Source organism: Pseudanabaena yagii GIHE-NHR1 (genome assembly GCF_012863495.1).
Classification (GTDB): Bacteria; Cyanobacteriota; Cyanobacteriia; order Pseudanabaenales; family Pseudanabaenaceae; genus Pseudanabaena; species Pseudanabaena yagii.
In genome coordinates, this window is the sequence record NZ_JAAVJL010000001.1 from 3,081,486 (window position 1) to 3,107,027 (window position 25,542).

20 protein-coding genes are annotated in these 25,542 nt (G+C 43.5%); 5 read left to right on the plus strand and 15 right to left on the minus strand.

Translation table 11 applies throughout. The features are described 5' to 3' along the window. Positions 1-131: 131 nt before the first annotated feature. From HC246_RS14095 to HC246_RS14115, 5 genes are all read right to left on the minus strand, one after another. On the minus strand, positions 132-1,295 hold the full coding sequence (locus HC246_RS14095) for a GNAT family N-acetyltransferase (RefSeq protein WP_169363928.1): 1,164 nt from the start codon (positions 1,293-1,295) through the stop codon (positions 132-134). 206 nt (positions 1,296-1,501) lie between these two features. After that, positions 1,502-2,332: a carbon-nitrogen hydrolase family protein gene (locus HC246_RS14100; protein ID WP_169363929.1), complete on the minus strand. Its 831-nt coding sequence runs from the start codon at positions 2,330-2,332 to the stop codon at positions 1,502-1,504. A gap of 193 nt (positions 2,333-2,525) precedes the next feature. Beyond that, positions 2,526-3,197: a phosphate signaling complex protein PhoU gene (phoU, locus tag HC246_RS14105; protein WP_169363930.1), complete on the minus strand. Its 672-nt coding sequence runs from the start codon at positions 3,195-3,197 to the stop codon at positions 2,526-2,528. A 174-nt stretch (positions 3,198-3,371) separates the two neighbouring features. After that, the gene (locus tag HC246_RS14110) at positions 3,372-3,842 is read right to left on the minus strand and encodes a GNAT family N-acetyltransferase (protein WP_169363931.1); all 471 of its coding nucleotides are present in this window, start codon (positions 3,840-3,842) and stop codon (positions 3,372-3,374) included. 243 nt (positions 3,843-4,085) lie between these two features. Beyond that, positions 4,086-4,949, minus strand: coding sequence for an acyl-CoA desaturase (locus HC246_RS14115; protein ID WP_169363932.1), 864 nt, complete (start codon positions 4,947-4,949; stop codon positions 4,086-4,088). A 123-nt stretch (positions 4,950-5,072) separates the two neighbouring features. Here HC246_RS14115 and HC246_RS14120 point away from each other — a divergent pair, with 123 nt between their 5' ends. Continuing rightward, positions 5,073-6,329: a TetR/AcrR family transcriptional regulator gene (locus HC246_RS14120; protein ID WP_225902958.1), complete on the plus strand. Its 1,257-nt coding sequence runs from the start codon at positions 5,073-5,075 to the stop codon at positions 6,327-6,329. A gap of 400 nt (positions 6,330-6,729) precedes the next feature. Then, positions 6,730-8,892, plus strand: coding sequence for an IMS domain-containing protein (locus HC246_RS26745; RefSeq protein WP_169363934.1), 2,163 nt, complete (start codon positions 6,730-6,732; stop codon positions 8,890-8,892). A gap of 40 nt (positions 8,893-8,932) precedes the next feature. Here HC246_RS26745 and recA read toward each other — a convergent pair whose 3' ends face one another. From recA to ruvX, 4 genes are all read right to left on the minus strand, one after another. After that, positions 8,933-10,087: a recombinase RecA gene (gene recA, locus HC246_RS14130; protein ID WP_126389526.1), complete on the minus strand. Its 1,155-nt coding sequence runs from the start codon at positions 10,085-10,087 to the stop codon at positions 8,933-8,935. Between the two features lie 318 nt (positions 10,088-10,405). Next, complete coding sequence (locus tag HC246_RS14135; RefSeq protein ID WP_169364407.1) at positions 10,406-11,698, minus strand: NF041680 family putative transposase; 1,293 nt, start codon at positions 11,696-11,698, stop codon at positions 10,406-10,408. A 304-nt stretch (positions 11,699-12,002) separates the two neighbouring features. Continuing rightward, entirely contained in the window at positions 12,003-12,452 is a 450-nt protein-coding gene (locus HC246_RS14140) for a photosystem I reaction center subunit II PsaD (RefSeq protein ID WP_169363935.1), read from the minus strand. Positions 12,453-12,704: 252 nt separating this feature from the next. Further along, positions 12,705-13,106, minus strand: a complete 402-nt coding sequence (ruvX, locus tag HC246_RS14145; protein ID WP_126388608.1) for a Holliday junction resolvase RuvX — start codon at positions 13,104-13,106, stop codon at positions 12,705-12,707. A gap of 149 nt (positions 13,107-13,255) precedes the next feature. Here ruvX and HC246_RS14150 point away from each other — a divergent pair, with 149 nt between their 5' ends. Beyond that, the gene (locus tag HC246_RS14150; RefSeq protein WP_169363936.1) at positions 13,256-13,726 is read left to right on the plus strand and encodes a DUF29 domain-containing protein; all 471 of its coding nucleotides are present in this window, start codon (positions 13,256-13,258) and stop codon (positions 13,724-13,726) included. Here HC246_RS14150 and HC246_RS14155 read toward each other — a convergent pair. Further along, positions 13,723-14,601 carry an alpha/beta hydrolase gene (locus HC246_RS14155; RefSeq protein WP_169363937.1) on the minus strand — a complete coding sequence of 293 codons (879 nt, stop codon included), beginning with the start codon at positions 14,599-14,601 and terminating at the stop codon, positions 13,723-13,725. The two genes, HC246_RS14150 and HC246_RS14155, sit on opposite strands and share 4 nt — an antisense overlap. Positions 14,602-14,628: 27 nt before the next feature. Continuing rightward, on the minus strand, positions 14,629-15,219 hold the full coding sequence (locus HC246_RS14160) for a type I restriction endonuclease subunit R (RefSeq protein WP_169363938.1): 591 nt from the start codon (positions 15,217-15,219) through the stop codon (positions 14,629-14,631). A gap of 127 nt (positions 15,220-15,346) precedes the next feature. Between HC246_RS14160 and HC246_RS14165 the strand changes: the two genes are divergently transcribed. Continuing rightward, entirely contained in the window at positions 15,347-15,994 is a 648-nt protein-coding gene (locus tag HC246_RS14165; RefSeq protein WP_169363939.1) for a hypothetical protein, read from the plus strand. A 14-nt stretch (positions 15,995-16,008) separates the two neighbouring features. Here HC246_RS14165 and trpC read toward each other — a convergent pair whose 3' ends face one another. Then, positions 16,009-16,878 (minus strand): indole-3-glycerol phosphate synthase TrpC, encoded by an 870-nt coding sequence (gene trpC, locus HC246_RS14170; RefSeq protein WP_169363940.1) that lies wholly within the window; start codon positions 16,876-16,878, stop codon positions 16,009-16,011. 177 nt (positions 16,879-17,055) lie between these two features. On the opposite strand from trpC, the gene HC246_RS14175 reads away from it, so the two are divergent. Beyond that, on the plus strand, positions 17,056-18,948 hold the full coding sequence (locus tag HC246_RS14175) for a hypothetical protein (protein WP_169363941.1): 1,893 nt from the start codon (positions 17,056-17,058) through the stop codon (positions 18,946-18,948). A 55-nt stretch (positions 18,949-19,003) separates the two neighbouring features. Here the strand turns inward: HC246_RS14175 and HC246_RS14180 are convergent, their stop codons facing one another. The 3 genes from HC246_RS14180 to HC246_RS14190 form a co-directional block, all read right to left on the minus strand. After that, on the minus strand, positions 19,004-20,956 hold the full coding sequence (locus HC246_RS14180) for a CHASE2 domain-containing protein (protein WP_169363942.1): 1,953 nt from the start codon (positions 20,954-20,956) through the stop codon (positions 19,004-19,006). A gap of 563 nt (positions 20,957-21,519) precedes the next feature. Then, on the minus strand, positions 21,520-22,533 hold the full coding sequence (locus HC246_RS14185; protein ID WP_169363943.1) for a type I glyceraldehyde-3-phosphate dehydrogenase: 1,014 nt from the start codon (positions 22,531-22,533) through the stop codon (positions 21,520-21,522). Positions 22,534-22,692: 159 nt separating this feature from the next. After that, the gene (locus HC246_RS14190) at positions 22,693-25,443 is read right to left on the minus strand and encodes a phycobilisome rod-core linker polypeptide (protein WP_169363944.1); all 2,751 of its coding nucleotides are present in this window, start codon (positions 25,441-25,443) and stop codon (positions 22,693-22,695) included. Positions 25,444-25,542 lie beyond the last annotated feature (99 nt).

Consider the following 25,542-nt stretch of genomic DNA (forward strand, 5'->3'; position numbering starts at 1 on the left):
ATATAGGTAGCGTTTCCTAGTCTAGTGAAGTAGTGGTTTGTTTCCTTGCTTTCAACAGGGAAACAAACCACTGCACCTCGCCTCCTAGAAAAGCGCCATATATTCAGACAGTGGCTTTACCTATCTGAATACTAGAGAGGCTCATCAGTATGCTGATGCTGTTGAGGCAATGTCTCAATGCGTCCGGGAATTGGCTTTTGGTTTGGCTGTAAACCTGACAACATTCGCGATAGTTGTAAGCCATCGAGCACAGGCTTAGTCTCACGGATTTTATGCCATACCGATCGCGCCATTAGTAAAGAATGACCTTGACGTTGAGCCTGAATTCTTTCTAAATAATCTTCGCGCTCAGGCTGATAGTCTGCCGAGGACAGTTGCAAGCTTGATCCTTCAGGAGATTGCTTGGTAACTATTTGGGCAATTTGCGAAGTTAGTTCAGGATAAAGCCATGTATAGGCAGGATGTACCGTAAGCTGGCAATGGTGGACAAGCTTTTCGCTGGATTGATTTGCGGCAGGACGTTGTAATAGTAAGTAAAAGTAACCGATCGCTGCTTTACGTTGAGGCTCATAGACATAGCCAGAGACATCTTGCAACTGGTTAATCAGCAAGGAACCATGATTAATCAGTTTGTCGATCACCTTAGCTCGGAAATCATCAACATTGAGATCGTAAACCTGACGAATCTGTGGTGGCATCGCCGCCGTATCTAGTTGATAGAGTAAACTCGCATCAGCATTACTAACGGGCATCAAATTGGGCAAATCAGGAGAATGCTGTGCTAGCTCCTTTAGGCTCTCAGCACTGATCTCCCAATCTGTAAATTGAGCGAGCGGTTGAAATCCATTTTGACGATAGAGGGCAATCATGTCTTTTTGGTTGATATCAACCTGCAAGACCCATGTCCTCGCCTCTAAGCAAGACTCTAGGCAATAGCGGATTAGTTGTGTACCGACATTGGTCTGACCGTTATGGGCTTCAGGTAAAACCACCACGCGATCGATCTTCCAAGTACTGCTGTTGTTATTAAAAGGTGAAACCCGAATAAAGCCTTGAATAACCCCATTGCATTCTGAGACATAGGCTCTTACATAGGGCTTAAGGAGGACTTGTACAGGTGCAGGCAACCAGCTAGCGAGCTGATGCAAATTAATTTTCTGACGACTGCGACATCCACTAAGATCGCTGACAGCAATCTGTTCGAGATCTTGGGGCGAAGCAAATCGCTGGATAAACTCTAGATCTCGATGTTGAAGCGGACGGATCGTGTTACCAAGCACTGGGAAAGATTGCATAACTGCTCGTGCTAGAAAGAAATTTGGTGAAGCTTAGGGATTGTTAGCTCGACATCTAATGAAATGATCTTAATACATATCCACTAGAACCAGTCCGAAAAGCTATAAGTCTTCAGAAAGAAGATTATGCTTCTTGTTCAGCAACATAATCTTGATGAATAGCTGAGTTGAAGCCTATGGCTCACGCGCAGCGTGAGTCATAGGCTTTATAAAACAGTGCGATGTTGCAAGGATGGCATCTGGCGGCGGATTTGATCGATGCGCGATGGTTGAATTTCCGCGATCGCTACACCTGTGCGATCGCCAGCATCAGCTAGGACAATGCCCCAAGGATCAATGATCATTGCATGTCCATGAGACTGACGACGTGGGGTATGCATTCCCACCTGAGCAGGAGCAATGACATAGCTGGTATTTTCGATCGCCCTTGCCTGCAATAAGACCTGCCAATGATCTTTACCTGTAAAGGCTGTAAAGGCAGCAGGCACAAACAGGACATTTGCGCCATTCTTAGACAAGTGGCGATATAGTTCAGGAAATCTCACGTCGTAGCAGACCGATAGCCCTAGATTGCCATATTGCTCAGAGTAGTAAACAGGTGGTGCTTCTTCACCAGCGAGAATTGTGGCTGATTCTTGATAGGTATTACCATCAGGTAAATTGACATCAAATAGATGCATTTTGCGATAGCGGGCGAGTTCTTCACCCTCACGACCAACTAACAGAGCCGTGTTGTACATCTTGCCTGCATGACCATTACTAGCATTAGATACTGGTACTGGAAAACCACCACCAAGTAGCAGGATTTGATAGCGTTGAGCGATCGTAATCAGAAACTTTTCGCTTTTTTCCGCAATTTCTGTAGCAAGCCTGATCTTTTCACTTTCATCGCCCAAAAACGGAAAGTTTTCAGGTAAACAGACTAATTCTGCTCCTCGATTTACTGCCAGTTGGATCAAATCTTCTGCCTGAGCAAGATTTTTGTCTACATCCGAGACACTGGTCATTTGTACGGCGGCCGCCAAATATGACTTCATTGCAATCCTTAAAACTTTCCCACGTAATCTAGATTAAGTGCTGTATAACACCTAATCTAGATTACCGCGCTATAGCGCTTTACGCTCTAACAAAAAACAATTGGGGAAAATTGATTAAGAGCATGTGTCAAAACTATCCGTCAATCAAAAAAGGCTATGGCTTAAGCCACAGCCTTTTTTGATTTTTAGCTAATTAGCCAAGTTTTCCCGTCACAATATAAGCAACCCTCAGCCCCACATTAGTTGCATGATCCGCCATTCTTTCCAAATGGTGAATTGCTAAGACCATCAGCATTACAGGTTCCATGGGTTCACCAAATACTCTTTGGGAAGCGAGGAGGTTATAGATGTTTTGATAGTCATAGTCAACGGCATCATCTTTAGCCTTGATCTCCAGCCCAATATTTTCATCAAGGTTAGCTAACGCTTCTAAGCTCATGGCAAGCATAGCTCGGCAGCGATTAGACATGGTTTGTAATTCACCTAAATAAGGAGATGGTGCATAAGGGAAAAGCTTAATCGCGATATCACCAAGGTTTTCGGCATAGTCACCAATGCGTTCAATATCACGGATTAGTTGCATCAAAGCACTCAATAATCTGAGATCGCGAGCGACTGGTGACTGTAAAGCAATTAAATTGATGCAATCCATTTCAATTTGGCGATAGATCTGATCAATCTGCTTGTCTTGAGGATCGATGCGAGTAGCAGCTTCTAGATCGCGTTCAAATAGGGCGGAATGAGCCAAAAGAAAGGAATTTTCGACAAGTGCGCCCATTCGCAAAGTATCTTGCTCGAGGCGATGTAATTGGCGCTCAAATTCACTTCTTGTACGTTTTTGTTCTCGATACGATGTTTCGACCATGGACTCCCACCAAAATTAAATGGGATAATAAAAGAAATAAAGTAATGTATATTTCACATACTTATATTACATCGTTACATAGGTTGTAATACTTAGCAGTATTTGCAAATACTAATCAATCAATTAAAAGATGCTTTTAAATAAAAAATATGTGGTGTGAAGCACCACATATTTTTAGTAGGCATTAGCTTGAGTTAGTTCCGTAGCCATTAATTGCCGATCGCTATCTAAATCCTTGTTAAATAAAACTAAGGTCGTTGAAGAATTTTGCTCAAACCCAATATGCTCGTAAAACTTTTGCTGATGGGTGGTCATTAAATATACCCGTTCCACATTGCAAACATGGGGATGGGCTAATACTGTTTGGACTAATTTGCGACCTAGCCCTGCACCGCGATAATCAGGATTGATCACCACATCCCAGATGTTGGCTCGGTAAACACCATCACTAGTGGCACGGGCATGTCCGATCAGGCGATCGCCATCCCATACCGTTACAACCGGTTTGGAGTTGGCGATCGCGATCGCTAAACCTGCCACAGTGCGATCTTTTGCCCAAAATGCCCCCATTTTGAATAATTCTTGTAATTGCTCTAAATCGACATCTTCGTGGCGATCGCTAAAGCGAATGTGGCGATGATCCATATGCTTGATTTCCCGCATGTATTAATATTAATCCCCAAAATAGAGCCATCTATTTTGAGGATTTTAAAATCTGAATGGGTATTACTTTTAAGCCGATGCAGTATGGCTACACTTTACGGACTTGGTATCACCCATTGAAATAAGGGTGACATATTAGCGATCGCATCAATGTATCTGTTTTTGCTACTTGCATCAATTTACCCTTAAAAACAGATAAAGGGCGCTCTTAGCGCCCTTTATCTGTTACTTAGCCTGCCAAGGCTCAGCTATGTAAACTTTCTGTGCTAAGCCCAATGTTTGCAGCAAACTAATCACACCCCAAGTTGGATCAATTTCCCACCATTTCAAACCAGAGCGAGCAGACTTAGGATAAGCATGGTGGTTGTTGTGCCAGCCTTCGCCGTAGGTCAAAATTGCTGCCCACCAGAGATTGGTGGAATGGTCAGGGGTTTCTGCAAAGTTCTTGTAGCCCCACTTATGACAAGCAGAGTTAATCAACCAAGTGCTATGCCATAGAAAGACTGAACGCACAGCCATGCCGTAAACCAAGAAGGACATGCCGAGTCCAGAGAATAACTTCTCGCCAATTACATAGAGCAATGCAGCGAAGGGTACTTGCAAAAGCAAGAAGTATTTATCGAGGAATCTATAGTAAGGATCGCTAGCGAGATCGGGGGCAAACTTGTTGTAGTAAGTACTCTTGAAATGCTCAGGCTTAGAGTACATGATCCACATGATGTGGCTCCACCAAAAACCTTTATTTGCCGAATAGGGATCTTTTTGATTATCTTCTGTAAAACCGTGATGCTGGCGATGTCCACCCACCCAGAATACAGGACCACCCTGCATGGCTAATGCGCCGATGGTAGCAATGATATATTCCAACCACTGAGGGACTTGGAAACTGCGATGACTCAGTAATCGGTGATAACCTAGGGTAATCCCAATGCTACCAAGGAACCAATGCAAGAAGATCGTGAGGATCACAGCTTGCCATGAAAAATAAAAAGGAGCGGCGAGGGCAGCAATATGAAAAGCACTGAAAAAGGCAACATTTGTCCAGTTCAGTTTTGGGGTAGTTGAGATGGCTTCAGTAGTGGCGGTCATGAAATAACAACTTAAGGGGTGGTGAGGAGATGCAAGTATCACTTACAGTTATATCAAGTCTAACTGTTTTTTAAGTAATAATGCAAGTATCACTTGCAAATCATCTCAATGGTACATGCTCCCATGTCTGTATCTCGAATTCCCACTCGCCAACGCATTGTTAACACAGCACTGGAGCTGTTTGCTAGCAAGGGAATTACCGAGACCACTACTCGCCAAATCGCTGATTTCGCTCAAGTTAATGAAGTAACTCTATTTCGCCATTTTGGGAATAAACATGGTTTATTGTTAGCGGTATTGCAAGAATGTTTGCAAAAATATTTGGTACTGGCTCAAGTAGGGGAGTCCTTGATGGTGTCTGATATTTCTAGTCAGAGCGACTTGCGTCGCTTTCTCAAATACTACATCCAGAGTTCTTTGCGGGCGCTCGAAAGTGTGCCTGAGTTAGTGCGATCGCTCGTTGGCGAAGCAGGACAATATCCCGCCGAGAGTCGTCAAGCCCTTGCCCAAGGTATTAATCAGGTCAATCAAACGATCGCCACGGCAATTAATGATGTCTTGGCAAATTCGCGACTGCAATATACTTTGCCACCGATTAAACTGGCTAACCTATTAAATACTTGCATCTTGGGCTATGCCGTCATTACTTTGACTAGTGATGTGCATACCATCTGGCGCGATCGCGATGATTTTGTCAATACTCTAGTTGATATGTTTGTCCAAGAGGTCAGCCAGTTAACACCCGCCCATCCCATAATCGATATTCCTGCGGAGACGGTACGCGAAATTCTCCTGCAAGCCAAGAAATGTGGTGCAAAAGATTATGCGATCGCCTATTTATTGTTTGGGGCAGGACTGACGGCAATTGATATTACGCGATTAAGAGTTAAGGATTATCAAATTCAAGCCAATCACGGAATTTTACGCACCAAAGATGTGGCTGATCAGGTGCGCTCAGTGCCTGTGAATCAAAAAATATTGGGGCATCGCTACGGATCGGCAACTAATAATCCCCTCAGTGCCTATTTGAAGAGCCGTAGACAGGAGATTAAGGAGAGATATAAAGGTGATCAAAAGGAAGATGCTCAGACTCTTGATCATAGAGAGGCAATGTTTTTGAGTGGCGACCTTCAACCCTTATCTTTAGAAGAAATCGAGCAAATGTGGACAAGCTGGACGCAAACCTATTGCAATCTAGATGGCTCATCCTTAGCGATCGCCCAAGCCAGATATACTTGGTGCATCGAAATGCTAGCGCGAGGCATGGATGCGGATAGTTTTTGCATCATTAGTGGCATTAAACCCAAAGAACTCAAAGCCTATCAAACCCGTTTGAACGAGAAATTAGCAATCGATAAAGCGATCGCCCTTGACTCTTAATTTTTTTGTAATGCGGCTTTGACGCACCACAAAAAATTGATTCCTTATTTTCTGTTAACGCGAGTTCTAGATAATTTGAAACAGGCTTTGAGAGAGGGTTTACGTAGCAAACCCTCTCTCAAAGCCCAAAATTTGCCAGCTTAACCCGAACTAACGTTTTGTTATGGGCTTTTTACTTTTTTAGCTACTTTCGCCAAGATAATCAACTTAGTGTATAATTCGGGCGTTCTATGTACTCCATTTTTGGAGTATTCAGAATTGCATATGCATACTTTATTAATGCGCTATTAATGCATTTTAATGCGTTAGTTACGGAGCATCTTTTTTGAGAGGCAAACAGGTTGGTATTATCGGCGCTTAGATCGACATTTCCAATTGAAGTTTTGGGTAGAAAAGCAAAGTGAGAGTTCCCCTAGACTGTTACCGCATTCTTGGTTTAACACACCTATCAGGGCTAGACAAAATCCAGCAAGCCCACAGAGATCGCCTGCTTTCTATGCCAAGGCGGGAATATTCTGATGCGGCGATCGCCTCTCGCAAACGCATCATCGATAAAGCTTACGAACTTTTAATCGAGCATATTAGTGCCCCTAAAGATAGCATTTCTGATGAAATCAGCGATCGCCCTAATGATCGTCCAGTCACAACCCTACCGCCACAAGTCGAAGCTGACGAAAAAGACTTTGCAGGACTATTACTAATTTTGTACGAACTCGGCGAATCCGAGAAAGTCCTTTCCCTTGCTAAACCCTATTACGATCCCGAAGAAGCCGAATACCAGTCGGCAAGGATCTCGCCCCATGACCCCGACCTATTGCTTTCGGTATCTCTGTCTTTTCTTGATCTCGGTCGGGAATATTGGAAACAAGGTCAATATGAAGCTGCTGCGTCGTCCCTAGAATCTGCCCAAGACCTGCTATTGCGAGAAGGACTATTTCTCAGCATTCGTAGTGAGATCCAAGCTGATCTCTTCCGCTTACGTCCCTATCGGATTCTTGAATTGTTAGCATCCCCTGACAATCATACCAATGAACATCGCAAAGGGATGTCACTATTGCAGGAAATGCTTGAGGCGCGTCGCGGTATTGATGGCTCAGGCAATGACTACTCTAGCCTCGGTATTGATGACTTTTTGCGCTTTATTCAGCAATTACGCAGCTATATGACCGCCATCGAGCAGCAAACTCTGTTTGAAGAAGAAGCACGTCGCCCCTCTTCGGTAGCAACCTATTTAGCGGTCTATGCCTTAATTGCGCGGGGATTCTCGCAACGACAACCTGCCTTGATTCGGCGAGCAAAGGGCTTGCTGGTCAAACTTAGCGCCAAGCAGGATATTTATCTCGAAAAAGCGGTATGTGCTTTGCTCCTCGGACAAACTGAAGAGGCAAGCGCGGCGATCGAAAATAGTTCTGAAGACGATCAAATTGCCTATATTCGCCAAAATTCTGAGGGTGCGCCCGATCTCCTACCTGGGCTATGTCTCTATAGCGAACGTTGGCTTCAAGAAGAGGTCTATCCGCATTTCCGTGATTTGATGAGTCAAATCGTGTCACTCAAGGATTACTTTGCCGATGAGCAGGTGCAAGCCTATCTCGAAGAATTGCCAAATACAGGTGCGCCCTCGTCGGACTGGACATCTCCTGTCGGTGGCGATCGCTTAGGTTGGTCTACACCTACACCTGTAGAGGAGTCACCCCCAAGACGCGATCTGGAAACCACTACTAGCAACGAGCCAAGACTCTCGACCTATTCCCCTGAAGCACCTAATCGCTTTCAGCGATCGAGTACGCCTGTCCTTGAGAGACCAAACTATAGCAATACTAGCAACACTAATGGCAGAGGCAATGCCGTGCGCGATCTACCTAGATCGCGTCGTCCTAGTAACGTTCCCTCTGTTCGCAACAATCGAAATATCAATGATGCTGCTAAGGAAATCAATCGTTCTAGCCATAACTCAGGACATTCAGCATCAAAACGCAAGTTTAATTTTGGTCGTTTAGTTACTGTTATTGTCGTAGCGATCGCCTTGCTAGCAGGTTCGATTTGGCTAATGGTTTGGGCTTTACGCGCCTTGACTGGAGCCTCTCGCTCCGAGGCAACCATCCCCCTAGAGAAAAACCTCGCGCCCATAGTACAAGCCATCAAAGAGAATAACTCCGTAGCGATCGCGCAACCTGGCCCCCTAGATAAGGAGACGGCAACCAAGGTCATCGAAACATGGCAGCTTACTAAAACAAAAGCGTTAGGCAAAACCTATGAAGATAACTTATTAGAAGAAATCCTGACTGATCCTGCTCTTAGTGATTGGAAAAGTCGATCTAAGGATTTAAAAGCAAGTAACTCATATTTGCAATATGAGGTCAAATCCAGTGAAGTGGATAAGGTGACGACCGACGGAGATACCAAAGCGAAGGTAGTTGCAAAAATATCGGAATCCCGTAATTACTTTAATAATGGGGAACTAGATCGCAGTGGCTCAAAGGACAACGCAAACTATACAGTTGAATATGATCTTGTGAAAAAAGATAATAAATGGCTGATTCGGGATATGTTGGTCTTCTAAATAAAAAAGCAGCGCCTAGCGCTGCTTTTTTATTTTTGATTTAGAAATCATCTGGTGGAATATCGTCATCTTCAGGCTCAATTTCTTCAGGGACAACCTTTGTCGCTGAAACCGCTACACCTGCGGAGAGTTTTTCGCGCACTTGTCGCTCAACCTCCTGAGCAAATTCTGGCTTATCTTCCATATACTTGATCGTATTGTCGCGACCTTGACCAATGTTGTCACCTTGGTAGCTATACCATGCACCCTTACGGACAATGATACTCATTTCCTCGGCTAGGTCAACGAGACAGCCGAGAGTGGAAATGCCTTTACCAAAGATGATGTCGAATTCAGCAATACGGAAGGGTGGAGCGACTTTATTCTTAGCCACCTTAACCTTGGCACGAATCCCATATTCTTCTGTGCCTTTTTTGAGGGTTTGGATACGACGAATATCGAGACGCACCGAAGCATAGAACTTGAGAGCAGTACCGCCTGTAGTTGTTTCAGGGCTGCCATAGGATACGCCGATCTTTTGACGTAACTGGTTTAGAAAAATGACAATACAGTTTGATCGCCCCACATTTGCTGTGATTTTACGCAGTGCTTGGCTCATCAATCGAGCTTGCAAACCAACATGGGAAGCACCCATTTCCCCTTCGATTTCGGCACGGGGTACAAGCGCGGCAACGGAGTCGATCGCAATAATATCGACAGCCATCGATCGCACAAGATTATCAACAATTTCTAATGCCATTTCCCCTGAGTCGGGCTGGGAAATTAACAGGTTATTAATATCGACACCAACACTTGCCGCATAGGTAGGGTCGAGGGCATGTTCAGCATCCACGAAGGCAGCCACACCACCACGTTTTTGGACTTCGGCGATCGCGTGGAGTACTAATGTCGTTTTCCCAGAGCTTTCAGGTCCGTATACTTCGATCACCCGCCCTTTGGGTAAGCCACCACCAAGGGCAAGATCGAGGGGCAATGCGCCACTAGGAATGGTCTCAACGCGCATGTTCGTCGCATCACCCAAGCGCATGATCGAGCCTTTGCCATGATCCTTCTCGATCTTTTGCATGATCGCATCGAGCGCCTTCTTTTTCTCAGGGCTGATGCTCGCCTTTGCTAATTGAGCATTTGCTGCTTGGGCGATCGGGGTAGCCTTATCAACTTGACTATTTGCCGTTGCAGAAGAATTTTTCGCCATTGCCTTTCGAGGTTGATTTCGTTTAGTAAGTCTGCATCATTATGACACTAATACTCCTTAGTTGGCGTTGTTTAATTCATACTGAATTTTAAGTGATTACCTTGCTATTACTCAAATTTAGATATTTGTACTAAAAATTTGCAACATTTATTTAAGGTTGATCGCACTTTTCAAGCAAGCGAGATACATACAGCGCGTTGCACTGAACTGGAATTTAGACTAAGTTGATTAAGAGAATCAGAAAAAGAGCAGGAAAAAGTGACCCAGAAAACGGAGAACTGAGAAAAAGCAAGAGAGAGAAAAAGAGAATATTGAAAGTTAGGAATTAAGGTAGTCTTGATTGACCTTTTTCGAGCGAGAAGCTCGTTTTTTGACGACAGGAAAGCGAGAAAAAGGAGAACGCTTGCGTCCAGATTTCCAACCGAGAGACTTACCACGAGGTTGGGGAGAACAAGCAGGAGAGCCAATCCTGACCAAAAGTGCGGCAAAGCCCTGAGCGACTCGACCAAAATTAAGATTGGTTTGAGGTTTCTGCCAAGGCAAAGGAGTATCAATAACCAGTTGACGAGCCAACCACAATTGCCAAGAGAGTAAAGGCATAAGGTCACTCCAACGCAAAGCTTGCTGAGGAGTCAACAAATGGGGAAGAGTCCAATGTAATCTTTGTTTGGCAAAACGATACCAATGGTCGATGGCAAAACGACGTAAGTACAAGCGCCAAAGGGAGTCTAAAGTCGGCATCTGTTCACCCACCCAAGCTAACCACAAACCAGAGCAATGAGAATGTGTAACTCGAATAACTTGAATATGTCGTTGGGCTGCTTGCCGAAAGTGTAAGTTAGACCATTGCTGGATTTGCACCTGTCCAACCGTCTCATCTTCTAAGCTAAAAGTTGCCGATGGCTCTCCCCAACTATCAGCATTGGCAAGTTGGAATTTATCCCCATGCTTACGAGGACGACCATAACCACTGTAGGGCGCAGGGGCTTTGTATAAGCATCGGTTAGGACGTAGACGTATTAGTAAATCGGCAGGGATATCCTCAGTCAAATTCATAAAGACGGCACTGCCATATTCACTGTCGTAAGTAGCGATTGGTCTTACCGTTAAATCTCGACATACTTGACTCAGTTGGAATGCGGCTCTTTGCCCTGCTGTCTCAAAACTACTGATCCGCTCGTGACATAACGGGATTGCCCAACTCCCTGTCATCTCTGGTATCCATGCCAAGGTGCTGTAGTCATGCCCTAACACGATCGGTTTGTTCCCTTCTACCAAATTCGGTTGATGCACAAAACTCCTGTCTTTTAGCGTTTTGGCATGGGGTCTTCCCCATCCTGTATGGTCTCCTGCTAGCAAAGGGCGGATGTCTTTGGGTATTTGTTCCACACATAACCGTCTTATCCTGCCTCGGTTGGGGCGACTGTCTTTTAATGATTCATACAGACTTGACCATTTTCTTCGATACACTGCGGATAACGATAATTCTACAAATGATTTCACTCTCGGACTGGTCAATACTGCATCCATCAAGTCAAATATTGCATCCCGTCCGTTCCCTAAAAATCTATATACCTGTTGACGAAAGTCTTGTAGTTTATCAATAATCATGGCTGTAGATGTCTCTTTACTTTTCATCTACTTTAGGCAGTTTGTATCTCTTTTACTCTGCCTTTTTTACCTTTTTTAGTCTAAACTCCAGACTGAATTAAAACCCAGAGAAATTTTTCAAAGCACGACGAAGTCGTGCTTTGAAAAATTTCTCTGGGTCTAACCAGCATGAGCCTTAGGAGAGACGGTAGGACTCATGCGATCGCGTATTCATAAAACAAAAGCCACCGAAATCAAGCGATCGCGGTAGCTTTTGCAAAAAATAAAAATGAATGAGAGCAATAGTAATAGCCAAGGCTATTAATTAGGCATCGTAAGTAGCCTTACCTGTAAACTTAACGCTTATAGGATTAGGATTGTCACCAATCTTGCGTCCGACGCTATTAGCAGCAACGCGACCAGCATTCACCTTCTCAGGGAATACACCATCTTGAGGATGGAGATACACTTGGTCACCATTGGGAAATTCGCGCCAAATTTTATAATTGGTGATCTTAAATTTACGCAACTGTGTACCTAAAGCAAGTGCTTGCTCTTTCTTTGCTAAGTAGAGTAAGTTATCGCCCTTGACCATAGTTGCAGCGCCGCCAGTAGGAAGTTCAAATACTTGCTCTTTAGGGCTGTCCCAAGAGATCAGATACTTTTCTTCGGTAAAGGCTGAGTTGAGCAAACCACCTGTGCTACCGCCCCAGATAGGGGTTTTGCCAGTAGGTTTAGGAGCGGTAAAGCTCGCTGTTGCTTGTTCTTCTGACATTGAGATGTTCTCCCAAATTGCGTATACGCTTTTGATATCAAGTGCAAAGATATCATTTCTACATACCCCTGCTTCAAGCTTACTTAATGTTACTTTACGAAGCTTGACAAAACTTTTCTCAAAAAGCTCACGCTTCGCCTGAGCTTTTTGATATAGCAAAGCAAGTTTTGCTTAGGGCATAAAGCCAGAAGATTAGTTGCGGCGCGAAGCCCCGCAACTAATCTTCTGGGGCTTTCTGTACGACAGCTATAGTTAGGAGCTAATTAGTCTACTTAAATATCTTTCGATGAGGATCGCTGCCACAATGTCATCGATGGGACGGTCAGGCGATCGCATTCCACGGGGGACTAATTTCATTAAACCTGTTGCAGGATAAATGTCCCAAAATCTTTGTCGCGCCTCTTCACTACTATAACGCTCGTCTACGGTGATGATCCGCAAATCGGGGAATGATGCTTGCAACTTCGCTTTCCATTGCTTAGATGCGGTTTGATCGCCCATCACCATCAATGATATAGGGTAACTATCTAATAAGTTACCAACTTTAGCGATCGCCTCAGCGCTGGGGATAACTGCCTGAAAATGCAGCTTCCGATCTAAGCCCATGACAGCAACACCACATTTTTGTTTTCCGGGATCGAAACCTAGCAGCACAGATAATTTTGGTGATTATTGACTTAGTTAGAGATTAGGTCAAGATTTAAATATTCTTGCTCTCTAACCAATATAGCCTCTTGTTATATTGTTAATGGCTATATTGCTTTCCTAGCGACGATGGCACTAATAGCAAAGGAGAAAAATAAATGACCCAAGCAATCGCAACTAAACAATCTCTATACGAGCAAGATCTGAATCTTTGGCTAGAAAATGCGATCGCGCAATTGCAAGAAGGGAAATTACAGGATCTTGATGTTGAAAATTTAATTGAGGAGTTAGCAGGTTTGGCTGGTCGAGACAGGCGCGAATTGAAGCAAAGATTAACAACACTAATCGAACATCTGCTAAAGCGTTGCTATGTCAAGAGTGAGTATGACTATGCGGGATGGGTAGAGACTATCGATAGAACTCGCAACATAATTAGAGATATCCTCAAGCAATCTCCTAGTCTCAAAAATTATGTAAACGATCCTGAATTATTTCAAAATGCGTTTCATGATGCGTTGCGTATAGTGAGGCGTAATCAAGGTTACAAATCTGTCAATTTTCCTGATTCGTGGCAATTTAGCCGCGATATTGAAGCAATCTTAGCGATCGATTTTTGGGAAGAAATTTAAATCTTTTGAACAAATTCGTTGATGCCATTGCGGTAAGTTTCGAGGGAGTCTAGAAAGCCACCATTATGATCACCGCGCAATTTAACTAGTTTTTTAGGTGCATTGGCTACTTGAAAGTTTTTCTCGCCATGATGAAACGGGATAATCTCATCCTCATTGCTGTGAATGATTAATACAGGAATTTTGATATTCGGTAGGCGCTCAATGGAGTTGTAGGAAAATTTTGATAATAGGCGAATTGGCAGGAATGGGTAAAGCTCGGCGGCGCGATCGCTAATTGAGGTAAATGTCGAGGCAAGGATCAGCCCTGCTGCAGGATTTTGAGGATTTTGTTGAGCAGTAGTCTGGGCAATGTAGGAAGCGATCGCCCCACCGAGAGATTCGCCATAGATAATAATTTTCTGGGGCGGGATTTTGCGTTCTTGGGTGAGGTATTGCCATGCTGCCTCAACATCTTTATAGGTTCCCTCTTCACTCGGCTGCCCTTCACTCTTGCCATAGCCGCGATAGTCAAATAAAAATGTGGCAAGCCCCAAGTCTTTAAATATTGGTAAATAGCTAACACGATTACCAATATTGCCACCATTGCCATGACAAAACAAAATCACTGCTTTACCAATAGGGTTGTTATCTTTTGCAGGTACAAACCAAGCAGATAAATTGACGTTATCTTTAGTAGTTAGTTGAATATCTTCAAATTTTAAGCCAATAGATTTTGGTGTTTCTAGGACATCTTTGCTTGGCATAAATACCATGTTTGCCTGTCCGAAATATAAGGCGATCGCTAAGCCAATATAAGCAAGAACAAGAACCCGAATCACTGGTAGTAAAAACTTCTGAAATATTTGAAATAATGGTTGCAAATTCTGGCTCATACTTCCTCTGTTATTAGCGATCGGCGATCAAGTTTGTTGAAACAATTTAGAGATTTTCTTAAGAATCATAAGTACAGAGCAGAGTTCATTAGTCTTGCGGTTATATAATGAGAAATCATTGGAAAACTGATATTGAGTGATCTCCCCTTTCAGCACTTTCAGGAATATTGAAAATCCACCATTGCTAATAAATCCATAGGTTGGTTGTGATTGATTAGGGCTATCCAGCATATAGGTAAGTGCTTGAGCCATGCCTGATTCGATACTAAATGCTTGTCCTTTTGATTCAATTACTAGTACCCATAGTTTTTTGTGAATCACGAGTGTATCAATCTGACCTTGATAGATGGTTTCTTCATTGTCATCAACATCTACTGATTCAATCTGAACGGGGTATTCTGCTCTGATATCGAAAGGTGGATCGTAAAAACTTGCCATTTCAAGCAAAGGTGCGATCGCGATTTGATTAACTAGCCCTTCGCTAATATGTCCGTGATGGCGATGGTAAAGATAGCGTTCTTTTAATAGATCACAACGTTCTTTCTCAGCTTCGGTCAACTCTGGTAAATCTTCGTACCATTCATTAAAAAAGCGATCGCTAATAGCTTTCTGTGCCAAAAAATTAGTTTTTGTATTCAAGCTATATGGCACGGTTAATGACATAATTTCTTGTTTTTTATCATAAATTAAAGATTAAATTTGTTTGAATACTATCTAAAGTCCAGTATAGTTACTAACTAAAAAAATGACTAATAAGAGAGAACAATCCCTCGAACCATTAATTGCAGCAGCTAATGAGTTAATTAGTTCTGTCCCTATTATTGGAGCCTTTATCAGCGCTCCGATAGCTGCTGGTATGGTTGCTTGGCAAAATAAAAACTTGAATAACTTTATTCTATCTGTTAAGCAGAAATTTGCTTCTCTTGAGGAATCAAAAATTGATTATGCTTTTTTAGAAACTGATCAATTTAAGGACATTATTTTACAAACACTGGATGCAGCAGTAAGAACCTCTTCAGAAATAAAATGCAATGCTTTAGCAAATGCTCTAATGTTTTCAGCTACTTTGCCAACAAGTAAACATATTGGTAAACAGTCTTGCATACGAGTGATCTCACAAATATCCGATGAGGAAATACTGGTTCTACAAGTTTTATATGAGGTAGAACATCAAAAAGATCCAAAAATCCAGTTGCATGAAATTGCAGATAGATTAGGTTGGGAAGACTTAGATGTAAAAGTTACTGTTTATGGATTGATACAACTTGGTCTTGCCTATGATCCTTTGGTTGGTTCTTGGGATCATCTCGGTGGAAGTGTTGATGGACCACAAGCATGTCGTATTTCATCTCTAGGATTAAAATGTGTACAATATGCTCTTACTAATTACTAAGGGTTTGGGGATATTTAATTTCCTAGCAAATTCTTCACTGCTTCTTTAATATTTTCTTGCTTGATTAAAGACTCACCCACTAGTACTGCACTTGCTCCACAATTTTGCACAAAATCTAAATCTTGACGGGTATAAATACCAGACTCGCTTACCCAGAGATATTGATTTCTAGTTTCTGGATCTAGTCTATCCATTAAAACTTTGGTCTGCTGAAGCTCGACGACAAAATTTTCTAAATTGCGATTGTTAATCCCGATTAAGCGCACATCAGGAATCTGCACAACCCGATCTAATTCCTCTGGAGTATGGACTTCAACTAGAGCCGTCATTCCCAACTGATGAATTAATGCTTGTAACTCAGTCAAATCAGCATCAGTGAGAATAGCTGCAATTAATAAAGCGGCATCCGCACCATGCGATCGCCCCCAATAGATTTGATAGGGGTCAATAATAAATTCTTTGCAAAGTAACGGTAAATCAACGACTTGGCGTACTAATTGCAGATTTTCAAAACCACCTTGGAAAAACTCTGAGTCGGTCAATACCGAAAGACAACTTGCGCCACCAATTTCATAGGCTTTCGCGATCGCTTGCGGATCAAAATCTTCACGAAATATGCCTTTGCTGGGCGATGCTTTTTTGACCTCAGCGATCAAGGCAGGCTGGGTAAGGGAATTTTGCAAACTGCCATAAAAGTCTCGCGCTGGTGGCACATTTGCCAGTTTAGCTTTTACCGACTCTAACGACTCGTTCGCATACATTTGCGCCACCTCACGCTCTTTTTGCCAGACAATTTTTTCTAAGATATTTTGGGGCGCATCAGTGATAGGGGCGATCGCATAACCTTTGTGTTGGGCAAATTCAGACTGGCGGCGTACTTGCATGGACGAAAATAGCTCTTACGGTGAAAGGACACAATTTTTAGCATAAACCAATTTATGGAAAACCTAATCTAGACAGCACTTTTGTAAATAGCTTTATAAATAATGAAGTTTCTTTATAAGCAAAGAGGTCATTTTTCGGTATATTTGCCTGTGTAATCTGAGTTGAGCATAGTTTTTATGAGCGCGATCGCAAACTCTAACCAACCCGAAGACAAGCCAAAGACTTCGCGAGTTCAAGCTTATTGGCGAAATATCCCTTGGAAAAAGTTAACTAGTTTGGTAATGGCGATCGCCCTATGCTTTTACCTCACAGCTTGCGGTGGTGATAATAAACCCGTGAGCAAAGCCCCCGTCAAAAAAGTTGAGACTGTCGCTACGAACATTGTCGAAGTTTCACCACCTACCGAGATTCAGCGTTTAAGTCGGCTTCTAGAGCGCTACGAGCCACAGGTAAGCATAGTTAGCCCTAAACCCGATGAGGTACTTAATAGTGACCAAGTAGCGGTGAAATTTGACGTTAAAAATTTGCCGATTTTCAAAAATGCTGACTTTGGTTTAGGTCCCCATATCCATGTGACCTTAGATAACCAAGAATACAAAGCGCTTTACGATCTCAACCAAACCGCAACCTTTGAGAATCTCTCTCCCGGAACCCATACAATTCGCGCTTTTGCCTCTCGTCCTTGGCATGAAAGTTTTAAAAACAAAGGAGCCTATGCTCAGGTTTCCTTTAATGTCTTAACGAAGACTGGCGAAAATACTCCTGACGCAAAAACACCCCTGCTTACCTATAGCCGTCCTGTTGGAACCTATGGTGCAGAGCCAGTAATGTTAGACTTCTACCTCCAAAATGCGCCTTTGCACTTACTGGACAAGGATGAACCGACTATTGATGACTGGCAAGTACGCGCCACGATTAATGGTCAAAGCTTTACTTTTGATCGCTGGGAGCCAATTTATTTAAAGGGCTTGAAGTCTGGTAAAAACTGGGTGAAGTTGGAACTTCTCGAAGATGATGGCGATGCAATTCCCAATGTGTTTAATAGCACTGCCCATGTAATCAACTTCCAGCCTAATGGTACTGATACCCTCTCCCGTCTAGTGCGTGGTGAAAAGATTGCCAATATTGAAGCGATCGTTGATCCTAACTATGTCCCACCTACTCCTACCCCTGTGCCAACTCCTACCCCTGTTGAGGTAACTCCTGCCCCTGTAGTGACTCCTGCTAAGGTTGAAGAAACTCCTCAACCTGTGTCACCTGCTCCGACAGCGACACCGCAAGCCGCAGTTAAGACAGAAGAAGTAAAACCTGCGGATAAAACTGCTCCAGCTTCGGTAGTACCTGTGGTTCCTGTAGTAGTGCCAGTACCTACCACCGTTGCTCCTGTTACCCCTGCTCCTGTCAAAGCAACGCTGATCGCTCCAGTAAAGGTCAAGGCTGAACCCGTGGTTACTCCAGTGAAAGCTACGCCAGAGCCTGTTAAGGTTGCACCTGTAACTACACCTGTGAAATTGACCCCAATCCCAGTCAAGACAACGCCTGTAGTGAAGCCAACAGTAGAGCCTGTAAGGTCTAAGTACGTTCCTAGAGCCACTCCTGAACCTGTTAAAACTGCGCCCATAGTTAAGCCTACTTCTATAGAACCTGTGAAGTTTAAGACCGTACCCTTGGTCAAGACTACACCTGTTGTAGAGCCTGTCAAGGTTAAGCCCAGCTTTAATGTCATTACTACTCCTGTTGTTGTACCAACTAAGGAACCAATTAGTCAGCCAGCAGCTAAGGATCTAACTTCTACAGAAACCAAATCTAAACCAGATTCCAAGTCTGATGAAGCCCCTAGTGATGTTCTAGAAAATACCTCAAATAAATTGAAGAATTACTTCAAAAATTTCAATTTTAGACGGACAAATTCCACAGAACAGACTGAGACTAAATCTGCGGAACCTTCTGCAAAAGCAGTCACAGATGCTAAAACTGAAGCTAAGCCTACAGACAATGCTCCAGTCGTGACAGATATTTCGACTAGCTCGACAACTCCCATTAAAGTGTTAACCAAGTCAGGTAAATAAATTCATTTCTGACTGTAAACAAAATCATAAAAAAGCGACGCATTGCGTCGCTTTTTTATGTAGTTTCTGATGAAGCTGAAGAAACGACAGGATTCGCTTTTTTCTGAATATCTAATACTCGATAAATTCCTGTTTCTTGCTTTTTCCCTTTGAGAGCATATTTGCCCACAAACTCAGTCTTGAAATTATTATTTAGCCTCTGATGGGTATCTTCACTAATCAAAATATGGTGAGGACCACCGTCCACTTCTTTATTAAAACTTTCTAGACGGGCAGCGATATTCACCGCATCTCCTAAAACTGAATACTCCAAGCGTTCAGCACTACCCAAACTACCAGCAATCACAGTACCAGAGTTAATCCCAATTCCTGTAGTAACAGGTGGTAATCCTTGAGCTACCCAGACATCATTCATCTCGGCAAGTTTACGGGCGATCGCTAAAGCTGCATCGACAGCCGATTGAGCATCACGGGTACGCTCAACTTCATTTGCATGGGGAATTGGGACACCAAAAACCGCCATTACTGCATCGCCAATGTACTTATCCACCATGCCACCATGGGCTAAAACTTCATTAGCGATCGTGCCGAGATAGTTATTGAGCCAATTCAAGGTTTCTCCTGGGGCTTGAGCTTCGGCAGCAGTACTAAAATTCCGCATATCAGTAAACAAGACTGTTACATAGACCTCCTGTCCTGTGATCCGTCCTTCTTCCATAAATTTCTCGCGATTGCTCCAAATTATATCCACTAGTTCTTTGGAGACGTGACGCGAGAAGAGTCCCATTAAGACTTTGCGCTCCGATTGTTGAATGGCAAGTTGATATGACATGACTAACACATTTGCCGATATCAAGCCTAATAATGAAGGAAAGATGGGGAGCCACAATGCTTGAGCAAAGGCAATATAACTACCAACGGTTAAGCCGATCGCAAGAGTAGCTAAAAGCCCAACATTTCTGAAAGCATTGGGAATAAAGGTTGCTAGTCCACCACCAATAATTGCCCAGATTGCAATCCAGAGGTTTTCGAGATCGTTTGACCAAACCTGTATAAATTTGCGATCGTCTAAAGTGGCACTAATTAACTGGCTGACGATATTGGCATGGATCTCCACTCCATACATCACCTCTTCGTCAGCAGTAACGGGCGTAGCAAAGCTATCTTTGAGGCTTTCCGCAGTTATCCCAATCAGTACAGCGCGATCGCGAAATTGTTCTGGGGCAAATTTTCCGTCAATGACATCGCTTGCACTGATATGTTGAAAAGAACGTGGTTTACCGCGATAGCGGATCATTACTTGATATCCACTATCATCTTCCTTGCGATATGCACCATAATTGGCTGTCATTCGCGGAATGATTTGTTTCCCTGCTGTAAATTGAATCGCATCTGGATTAAAAACAAGCTGCTGCTTATTATGCAATTTTTGTAAATATAGCTGGGTAATTTCAAAAGCAAAGGAACCTGAGTCGCCAACGATAGCAGAGCGCCGTACAACTGCCCCCTTATCCGTTGATAAATTGACATAGCCATAACGGCTAATTTGTTCGAGATCTTTGGCAGGTTCAACATTGCTTCTACCTTTTACAGTGGCAAGAAATGTGGCATTAACGACATTACCTGCATTTTTAGTTGCTTCAACTAGCTCACTCCGTCCATCTAGTACAGGAAGATCAAGATATTTATCAATACCAATTACTGCGGGTTTTGCTGATGCAATTTGATTAATGAGTTTGGCAAAAAGTCGATCAGAAAATGGCCATCGAAATCTTTGAATATCGGCTTCAGAAATCTCTACAATGACAATACGTTGATCGCTTGGTTCGTTGAGTTGCGATCGCATTAAGTTGTCATAGCTCAAAAGTTCAATCTGCTTAAAAGTGCCGTTGTCTCGTAATACTAAAACTCCTAGAGACACAGAGAAAGTAATCAAGCCAGCAACTAGTTGCTGATGATTGCGTTTACAGAAAGCACCAAAATTAACTAAAGGGGCGGGGAGTTTCATTTTGATTGCCGATTGAAAAAAGTGCCTTGTGATTGCCTTTATAAAAAATCGAGGTATTTACTTACCACAATAGCAACTGAATATGATTGTTAAAATAGTTCACTTTTCCTCACAAATCAGCATTAGTTAAGCAGTTTTGATTTTGCTATAGGCAAAATCAAAACTCAAAACTCTTACTAGGGAAGTTGTTGGAATTAAACGTAGAGTTGTTTAGCGATCGCGTAACTCATCAATTGGACTCAATGATGAGTTACGTTTCACTCCTAATGAATCCTACATTTAATTAAGATTCCTATTTGGAATTGATTTTGGGTTGCAAATAAGTATGCACTTATTTGCAAATTGCTATGTTTTATGAGTGTTTTTACCAAGATTCTGTCTGATCTAACTGCATCTTTCTATGCTGATACATCAGCGAAATAGCTGTATTTGCAATAAAAAAGAGAGGGTGATTCGGTATATCACGCTCTCTTTTTTATTTGATTTTTTACTTGTTTACAGCGATTGCTGCTCTTCTAGTGGTACATAGAGTTTTGCATGGAAACTCTATCTTGCTTATATGGTTACTTCCAATTCTTAGCAACAACTTCAGCTAAGTCAACAACACGTTGGCTATAGCCCCATTCGTTGTCGTACCATGCAACAACCTTAACCATGTTGCCACCCATGACCATGGTCAAAGAAGAGTCAACAATGGAGGATGCGTCAGTACCGCGATAGTCGATGGATACAAGAGGCAATTCGTTGTATTCCAAAATACCCTTCATGGAGCCTTCAGCAGCAGCACGGAATGCTTCGTTTACTTCTTGAGCGATCGTGTGCTTTTCAACTTCAACAACAAAGTCAACGACGGAAACGTTAGGAGTTGGTACGCGCAAAGCAATACCATTTAACTTGCCAGCCAACTGAGGTAATACAAGAGCAACTGCCTTAGCTGCACCAGTGGAGGTAGGAACAATGCTCAAGGCCGCAGCTCTAGCACGACGCAAATCGCGGTGGCTAGCATCAAGCAAGCGTTGGTCGCCAGTGTAGCTGTGGGTGGTGGTCATGACCCCTTTAACAATGCCAAAGTTTTCGAGAAGTACTTTAGCGACAGGTGCTAAGCAGTTAGTGGTACAGCTAGCATTACTGATGATGTTATGGATGTCGTGGTTGTATTGATCTTCGTTTACACCAACTACAAATGTGCCATCTTCATTTTTTCCAGGAGCAGTGATGAGGACTTTCTTCGCGCCTGCGTTGATATGTCGGCTAGCGCCAGCCTTATCAATGAATACGCCTGTAGATTCAATAATTAGATCGATACCCCAATCTTTCCAAGGCAAATTGTCAGGATTGCGATCAGAAACAGTTTTGATAGTTTTGCCATTGACAGTGATAGTTGTGTCATCAGCACTAACATCGGCATCAAATTTGCCGAGCATGGAGTCATACTTCAGCAAGTGAGCGTTAGTTCTAGGATCAGAAGTATCATTAAGTCCCACTACTTCTATGTTTGTTTCTTTGCGACCTGCCCAGCATCTGAGAAAGTTACGTCCGATGCGTCCAAATCCGTTAATCGCTACCCTGATAGTCACTGCTTATCGCCCTTTATATAAATTTAACATTTAACTTTAATCTGATGCCTATGATACCGAAAAACCGTACCTAATTTATTCCCTATTCCAGCAAAATTTTTTTGATTGAGATCACAAAAAAGGGGGGCGCAACGCGCCCCCCTTTTTTGTGATTAATGCTTAAACATTAGTAGGAACTTTTGATTTAACTGGTGCAAAACTAGGCACAACAATTGATTTGTCTTGCTTGGTTAAGCGGTTATATAGTTCTTGGGTGTTGGGGTAGTTTGCCGCAGGGAAGGTTTCATAGCGGTTGTAAGGTACAACATCTTCGCCAAAAGCTTCGAGGAACTCAGCACTGTTTACCATGTCGGTAACCATTGCCTTAATACCACTGGTTGCCAAAATCTGGTTGTACTTACGGATTTCAGCTTGATCGAGGGGAGCGCGTCCGAGGAAGTGCTTGGTTCCCAATTCGATTACCTTGGTGTTGGGGAATGGGGCATAGAATTCCTTGATGTACAAGTCGGATGTACCAAGGGCAAGGATGAATTCCTTAACGGTGATTTCCTTGTTGAGTAGCTTAGAGGTGTCTTTGCTGAACTGATCGTTGCCAACATAGGCATCCATATCACGCTCGAAGACTTGTCTGTAAGCAGCACGTACCAAGGCATTAGCTTCCACAGGGTTAGTGGTGGTGAGCTTGAAGATCTTGCGTTGTTCGCGTTGCTTGCTAACACCTTGGTTAATGCGATCAGCGATCGATACTTCAGAGCGGACTTCAGTGACTTGACCAAGTTCGATGAACTTAGGTGTGGCTGGAGCATCAACTTTGGAACCCTTAGCTTCGGTCAATGTACCAACGCGGTTGTTGCGGAGAGATACACCTGCGGGGGTGAGATAGCGCTCGTAAGGAACGGTGTCTTCACCGAAGGCTTGCTCATATTCCTTGGTATCGAGGATCGCGTCAACTACAGCGTAGAAGCCTTTCTTTGCAGCAAGGTCAAAGTAAGCATTCATTTCGTCACGACCGTAGGTAGGACGACCCAAGAGGCGACGGTGAGTATACTCGATCGCCTTACAGACATAGAGCTTGTTCCAGTAGCGATCGCGGAAAGTAGGAGACTTGGCAAGCATACGGACAAACTCGCGTACCGAGATGTCGCCATTTTCCAGCTTAATTTCAGCGACAGAGAGACGCTGACCAGAGTAAGGAATGTAGCCAACAATTTGTAGATACAGGGCGCGAATTACAGCTTGGGTAGAGGTTTCGGAGTTAGTGATGCTCAAGCCTTTTACGGGTGAGGTTCTACCGCCCTTACCAATCTTGACGTTATCGCGGAGGGTGTTGTCCAGCTTGAATACCTTAGGTCCAAGAGGATCGATCGCACCAGTAGCACTAGGATTGCTGAGTTGGTTGGTGATACCACTACCGTTGCGGATCAAGATCCGACGAGTATCCTTACCAAATGGGGCAGGGCTGGCGCTGGGGTTGCGGTTTTCTTTGGGGAAAATCGCGCCGAATTGGATTTCCAAAGGATCATTACCAGAACCATAAACATGTTGGTCAGGCAATGGACTTTGATAAGAGGCAAACAAGGTAATGAACTGAGGAACCTTGCGGAAAGGTGCAGAGTAGTTGAACAGGTCAAACTGTGCGCCCCAGTTGCGAGCAGTCTGTGCTTCTTGTCCGTAACCACGTAGGTAAGGTACGGTTTCTTCACCGAAGTAGTCGCTGTACTCTCTGGAGTTAACTAATGCGTTAACTAGCGCAGCTAGACCACCTTTGGAGACGATCGCAAAGTAAGCAGCAACTTCTTCACGGCTTTCAGGTGAGCGTCCGAGGAAATGTCTGAATGCTAGTTCAACAGCACGGGAGTTGATGAAAGGTAGGAAGAATTGATCACGATACAAAGGTGATAAACCTAAGCGGCGGACAAATTCACGTACCGAGATTTCACCATTTTTTACCTTGGAGTCAAGGTCAGAAATACCTTGGCTATAGGCAAAGGCAATATCACGCTCAAAAACTTGACGGTAAGCCGCTTTAACTACTTCATTTTTCTCAGAAGTAGTGGAGCCAGCCCGCATTGTGAATTTCTGACGACGCTCGGCGGTGTTGTAGTAAATCTGAGGCAGAGCCAAACCTTGGAGGTCAGGAGAATTACGCTGACGAACTTTAGGCGATGGGGTAGGTGCTTTGAATTCAGCGATCGCTACATCCATATATTGCTTAACGATTTCGATCGCTTCAGCATCATTGAGGAAATAGCTAGCCGCAGCTTGCTTCATGGTTTGTAAAGCCACGATGGTTGCGTCAGTCGAGCAGGCTGCTTCGATAATTTCACGCAAGCCACGCACGTTCTGAGCAAGAATATTGGGATCACCAGCAACGATCGCATAGGTGGCATAGCGCAGGAACCATGACAAGTCACGTAAGGACTTCTTCATGCGGTCTGCACCATAGCGGGAAATGTTGATGGGGCGGAAGCTTGCGGGTACTGGGTCAACAACGCCTGTAATGCCAGTATTACTGAAGAAGTTCTTGATTGTTCCTAAGAAACCACCTTCACTTGCCTCAGTATATATAGTTGTACCGAGTTCCATGCCACGCTTGACATCAACCACGCGACCTGCGCGATCGATCTCTAGCTCTTCAGAATCTTTGGGCTTTTCCAAAAATGCCATTGCTGAGCCACCCGTAAAAATACGGCTAGCTGCCTTGGATACAATATTGTCCGAATTTTTGGTCAAAATTGCGGCAATTTCGATGCGCTTTAGTCCAGATTGAAAATAAGTAGATAAATCGGATAATTCGCTACGAGTCGCAAAGCGATCCTGTTGCTCTATCTGAGAAATTGTGGAAGTTATAGCGGTCTGGTATAGACGAGGGCGGGCATTTACTGCACCACTTGACGCTGTTACGCTCATGTGTCTGCCTTTTGATCTTTAAAGGGTATGTAAAAAGTCGAAATAATATCTACCCAGTATAGGGTTTTCCAACTTAAATATCTAACTCTATCTCACCAG

Bases quoted from the DNA above. Each gene is read 5' to 3' on its own strand.
- HC246_RS14155 (WP_169363937.1), bottom strand. From the start codon at position 14,601: ATGAGCCAGAATTTGCAACCATTATTTCAAATATTTCAGAAGTTTTTA.
- HC246_RS14095 (WP_169363928.1), bottom strand. From the start codon at position 1,295: ATGCAATCTTTCCCAGTGCTTGGTAACACGATCCGTCCGCTTCAACAT.
- HC246_RS14190 (WP_169363944.1), bottom strand. From the start codon at position 25,443: ATGAGCGTAACAGCGTCAAGTGGTGCAGTAAATGCCCGCCCTCGTCTA.
- HC246_RS14115 (WP_169363932.1), bottom strand. From the start codon at position 4,949: ATGACCGCCACTACTGAAGCCATCTCAACTACCCCAAAACTGAACTGG.
- phoU (WP_169363930.1), bottom strand. From the start codon at position 3,197: ATGGTCGAAACATCGTATCGAGAACAAAAACGTACAAGAAGTGAATTT.
- HC246_RS14135 (WP_169364407.1), bottom strand. From the start codon at position 11,698: ATGATTATTGATAAACTACAAGACTTTCGTCAACAGGTATATAGATTT.
- HC246_RS14110 (WP_169363931.1), bottom strand. From the start codon at position 3,842: ATGGATCATCGCCACATTCGCTTTAGCGATCGCCACGAAGATGTCGAT.
- HC246_RS14150 (WP_169363936.1), top strand. From the start codon at position 13,256: ATGACCCAAGCAATCGCAACTAAACAATCTCTATACGAGCAAGATCTG.
- recA (WP_126389526.1), bottom strand. From the start codon at position 10,087: ATGGCGAAAAATTCTTCTGCAACGGCAAATAGTCAAGTTGATAAGGCT.
- HC246_RS14120 (WP_225902958.1), top strand. From the start codon at position 5,073: ATGTCTGTATCTCGAATTCCCACTCGCCAACGCATTGTTAACACAGCA.
- HC246_RS14175 (WP_169363941.1), top strand. From the start codon at position 17,056: ATGAGCGCGATCGCAAACTCTAACCAACCCGAAGACAAGCCAAAGACT.
- HC246_RS14100 (WP_169363929.1), bottom strand. From the start codon at position 2,332: ATGAAGTCATATTTGGCGGCCGCCGTACAAATGACCAGTGTCTCGGAT.
- HC246_RS14165 (WP_169363939.1), top strand. From the start codon at position 15,347: ATGACTAATAAGAGAGAACAATCCCTCGAACCATTAATTGCAGCAGCT.
- trpC (WP_169363940.1), bottom strand. From the start codon at position 16,878: ATGCAAGTACGCCGCCAGTCTGAATTTGCCCAACACAAAGGTTATGCG.
- HC246_RS14140 (WP_169363935.1), bottom strand. From the start codon at position 12,452: ATGTCAGAAGAACAAGCAACAGCGAGCTTTACCGCTCCTAAACCTACT.
- HC246_RS14180 (WP_169363942.1), bottom strand. From the start codon at position 20,956: ATGAAACTCCCCGCCCCTTTAGTTAATTTTGGTGCTTTCTGTAAACGC.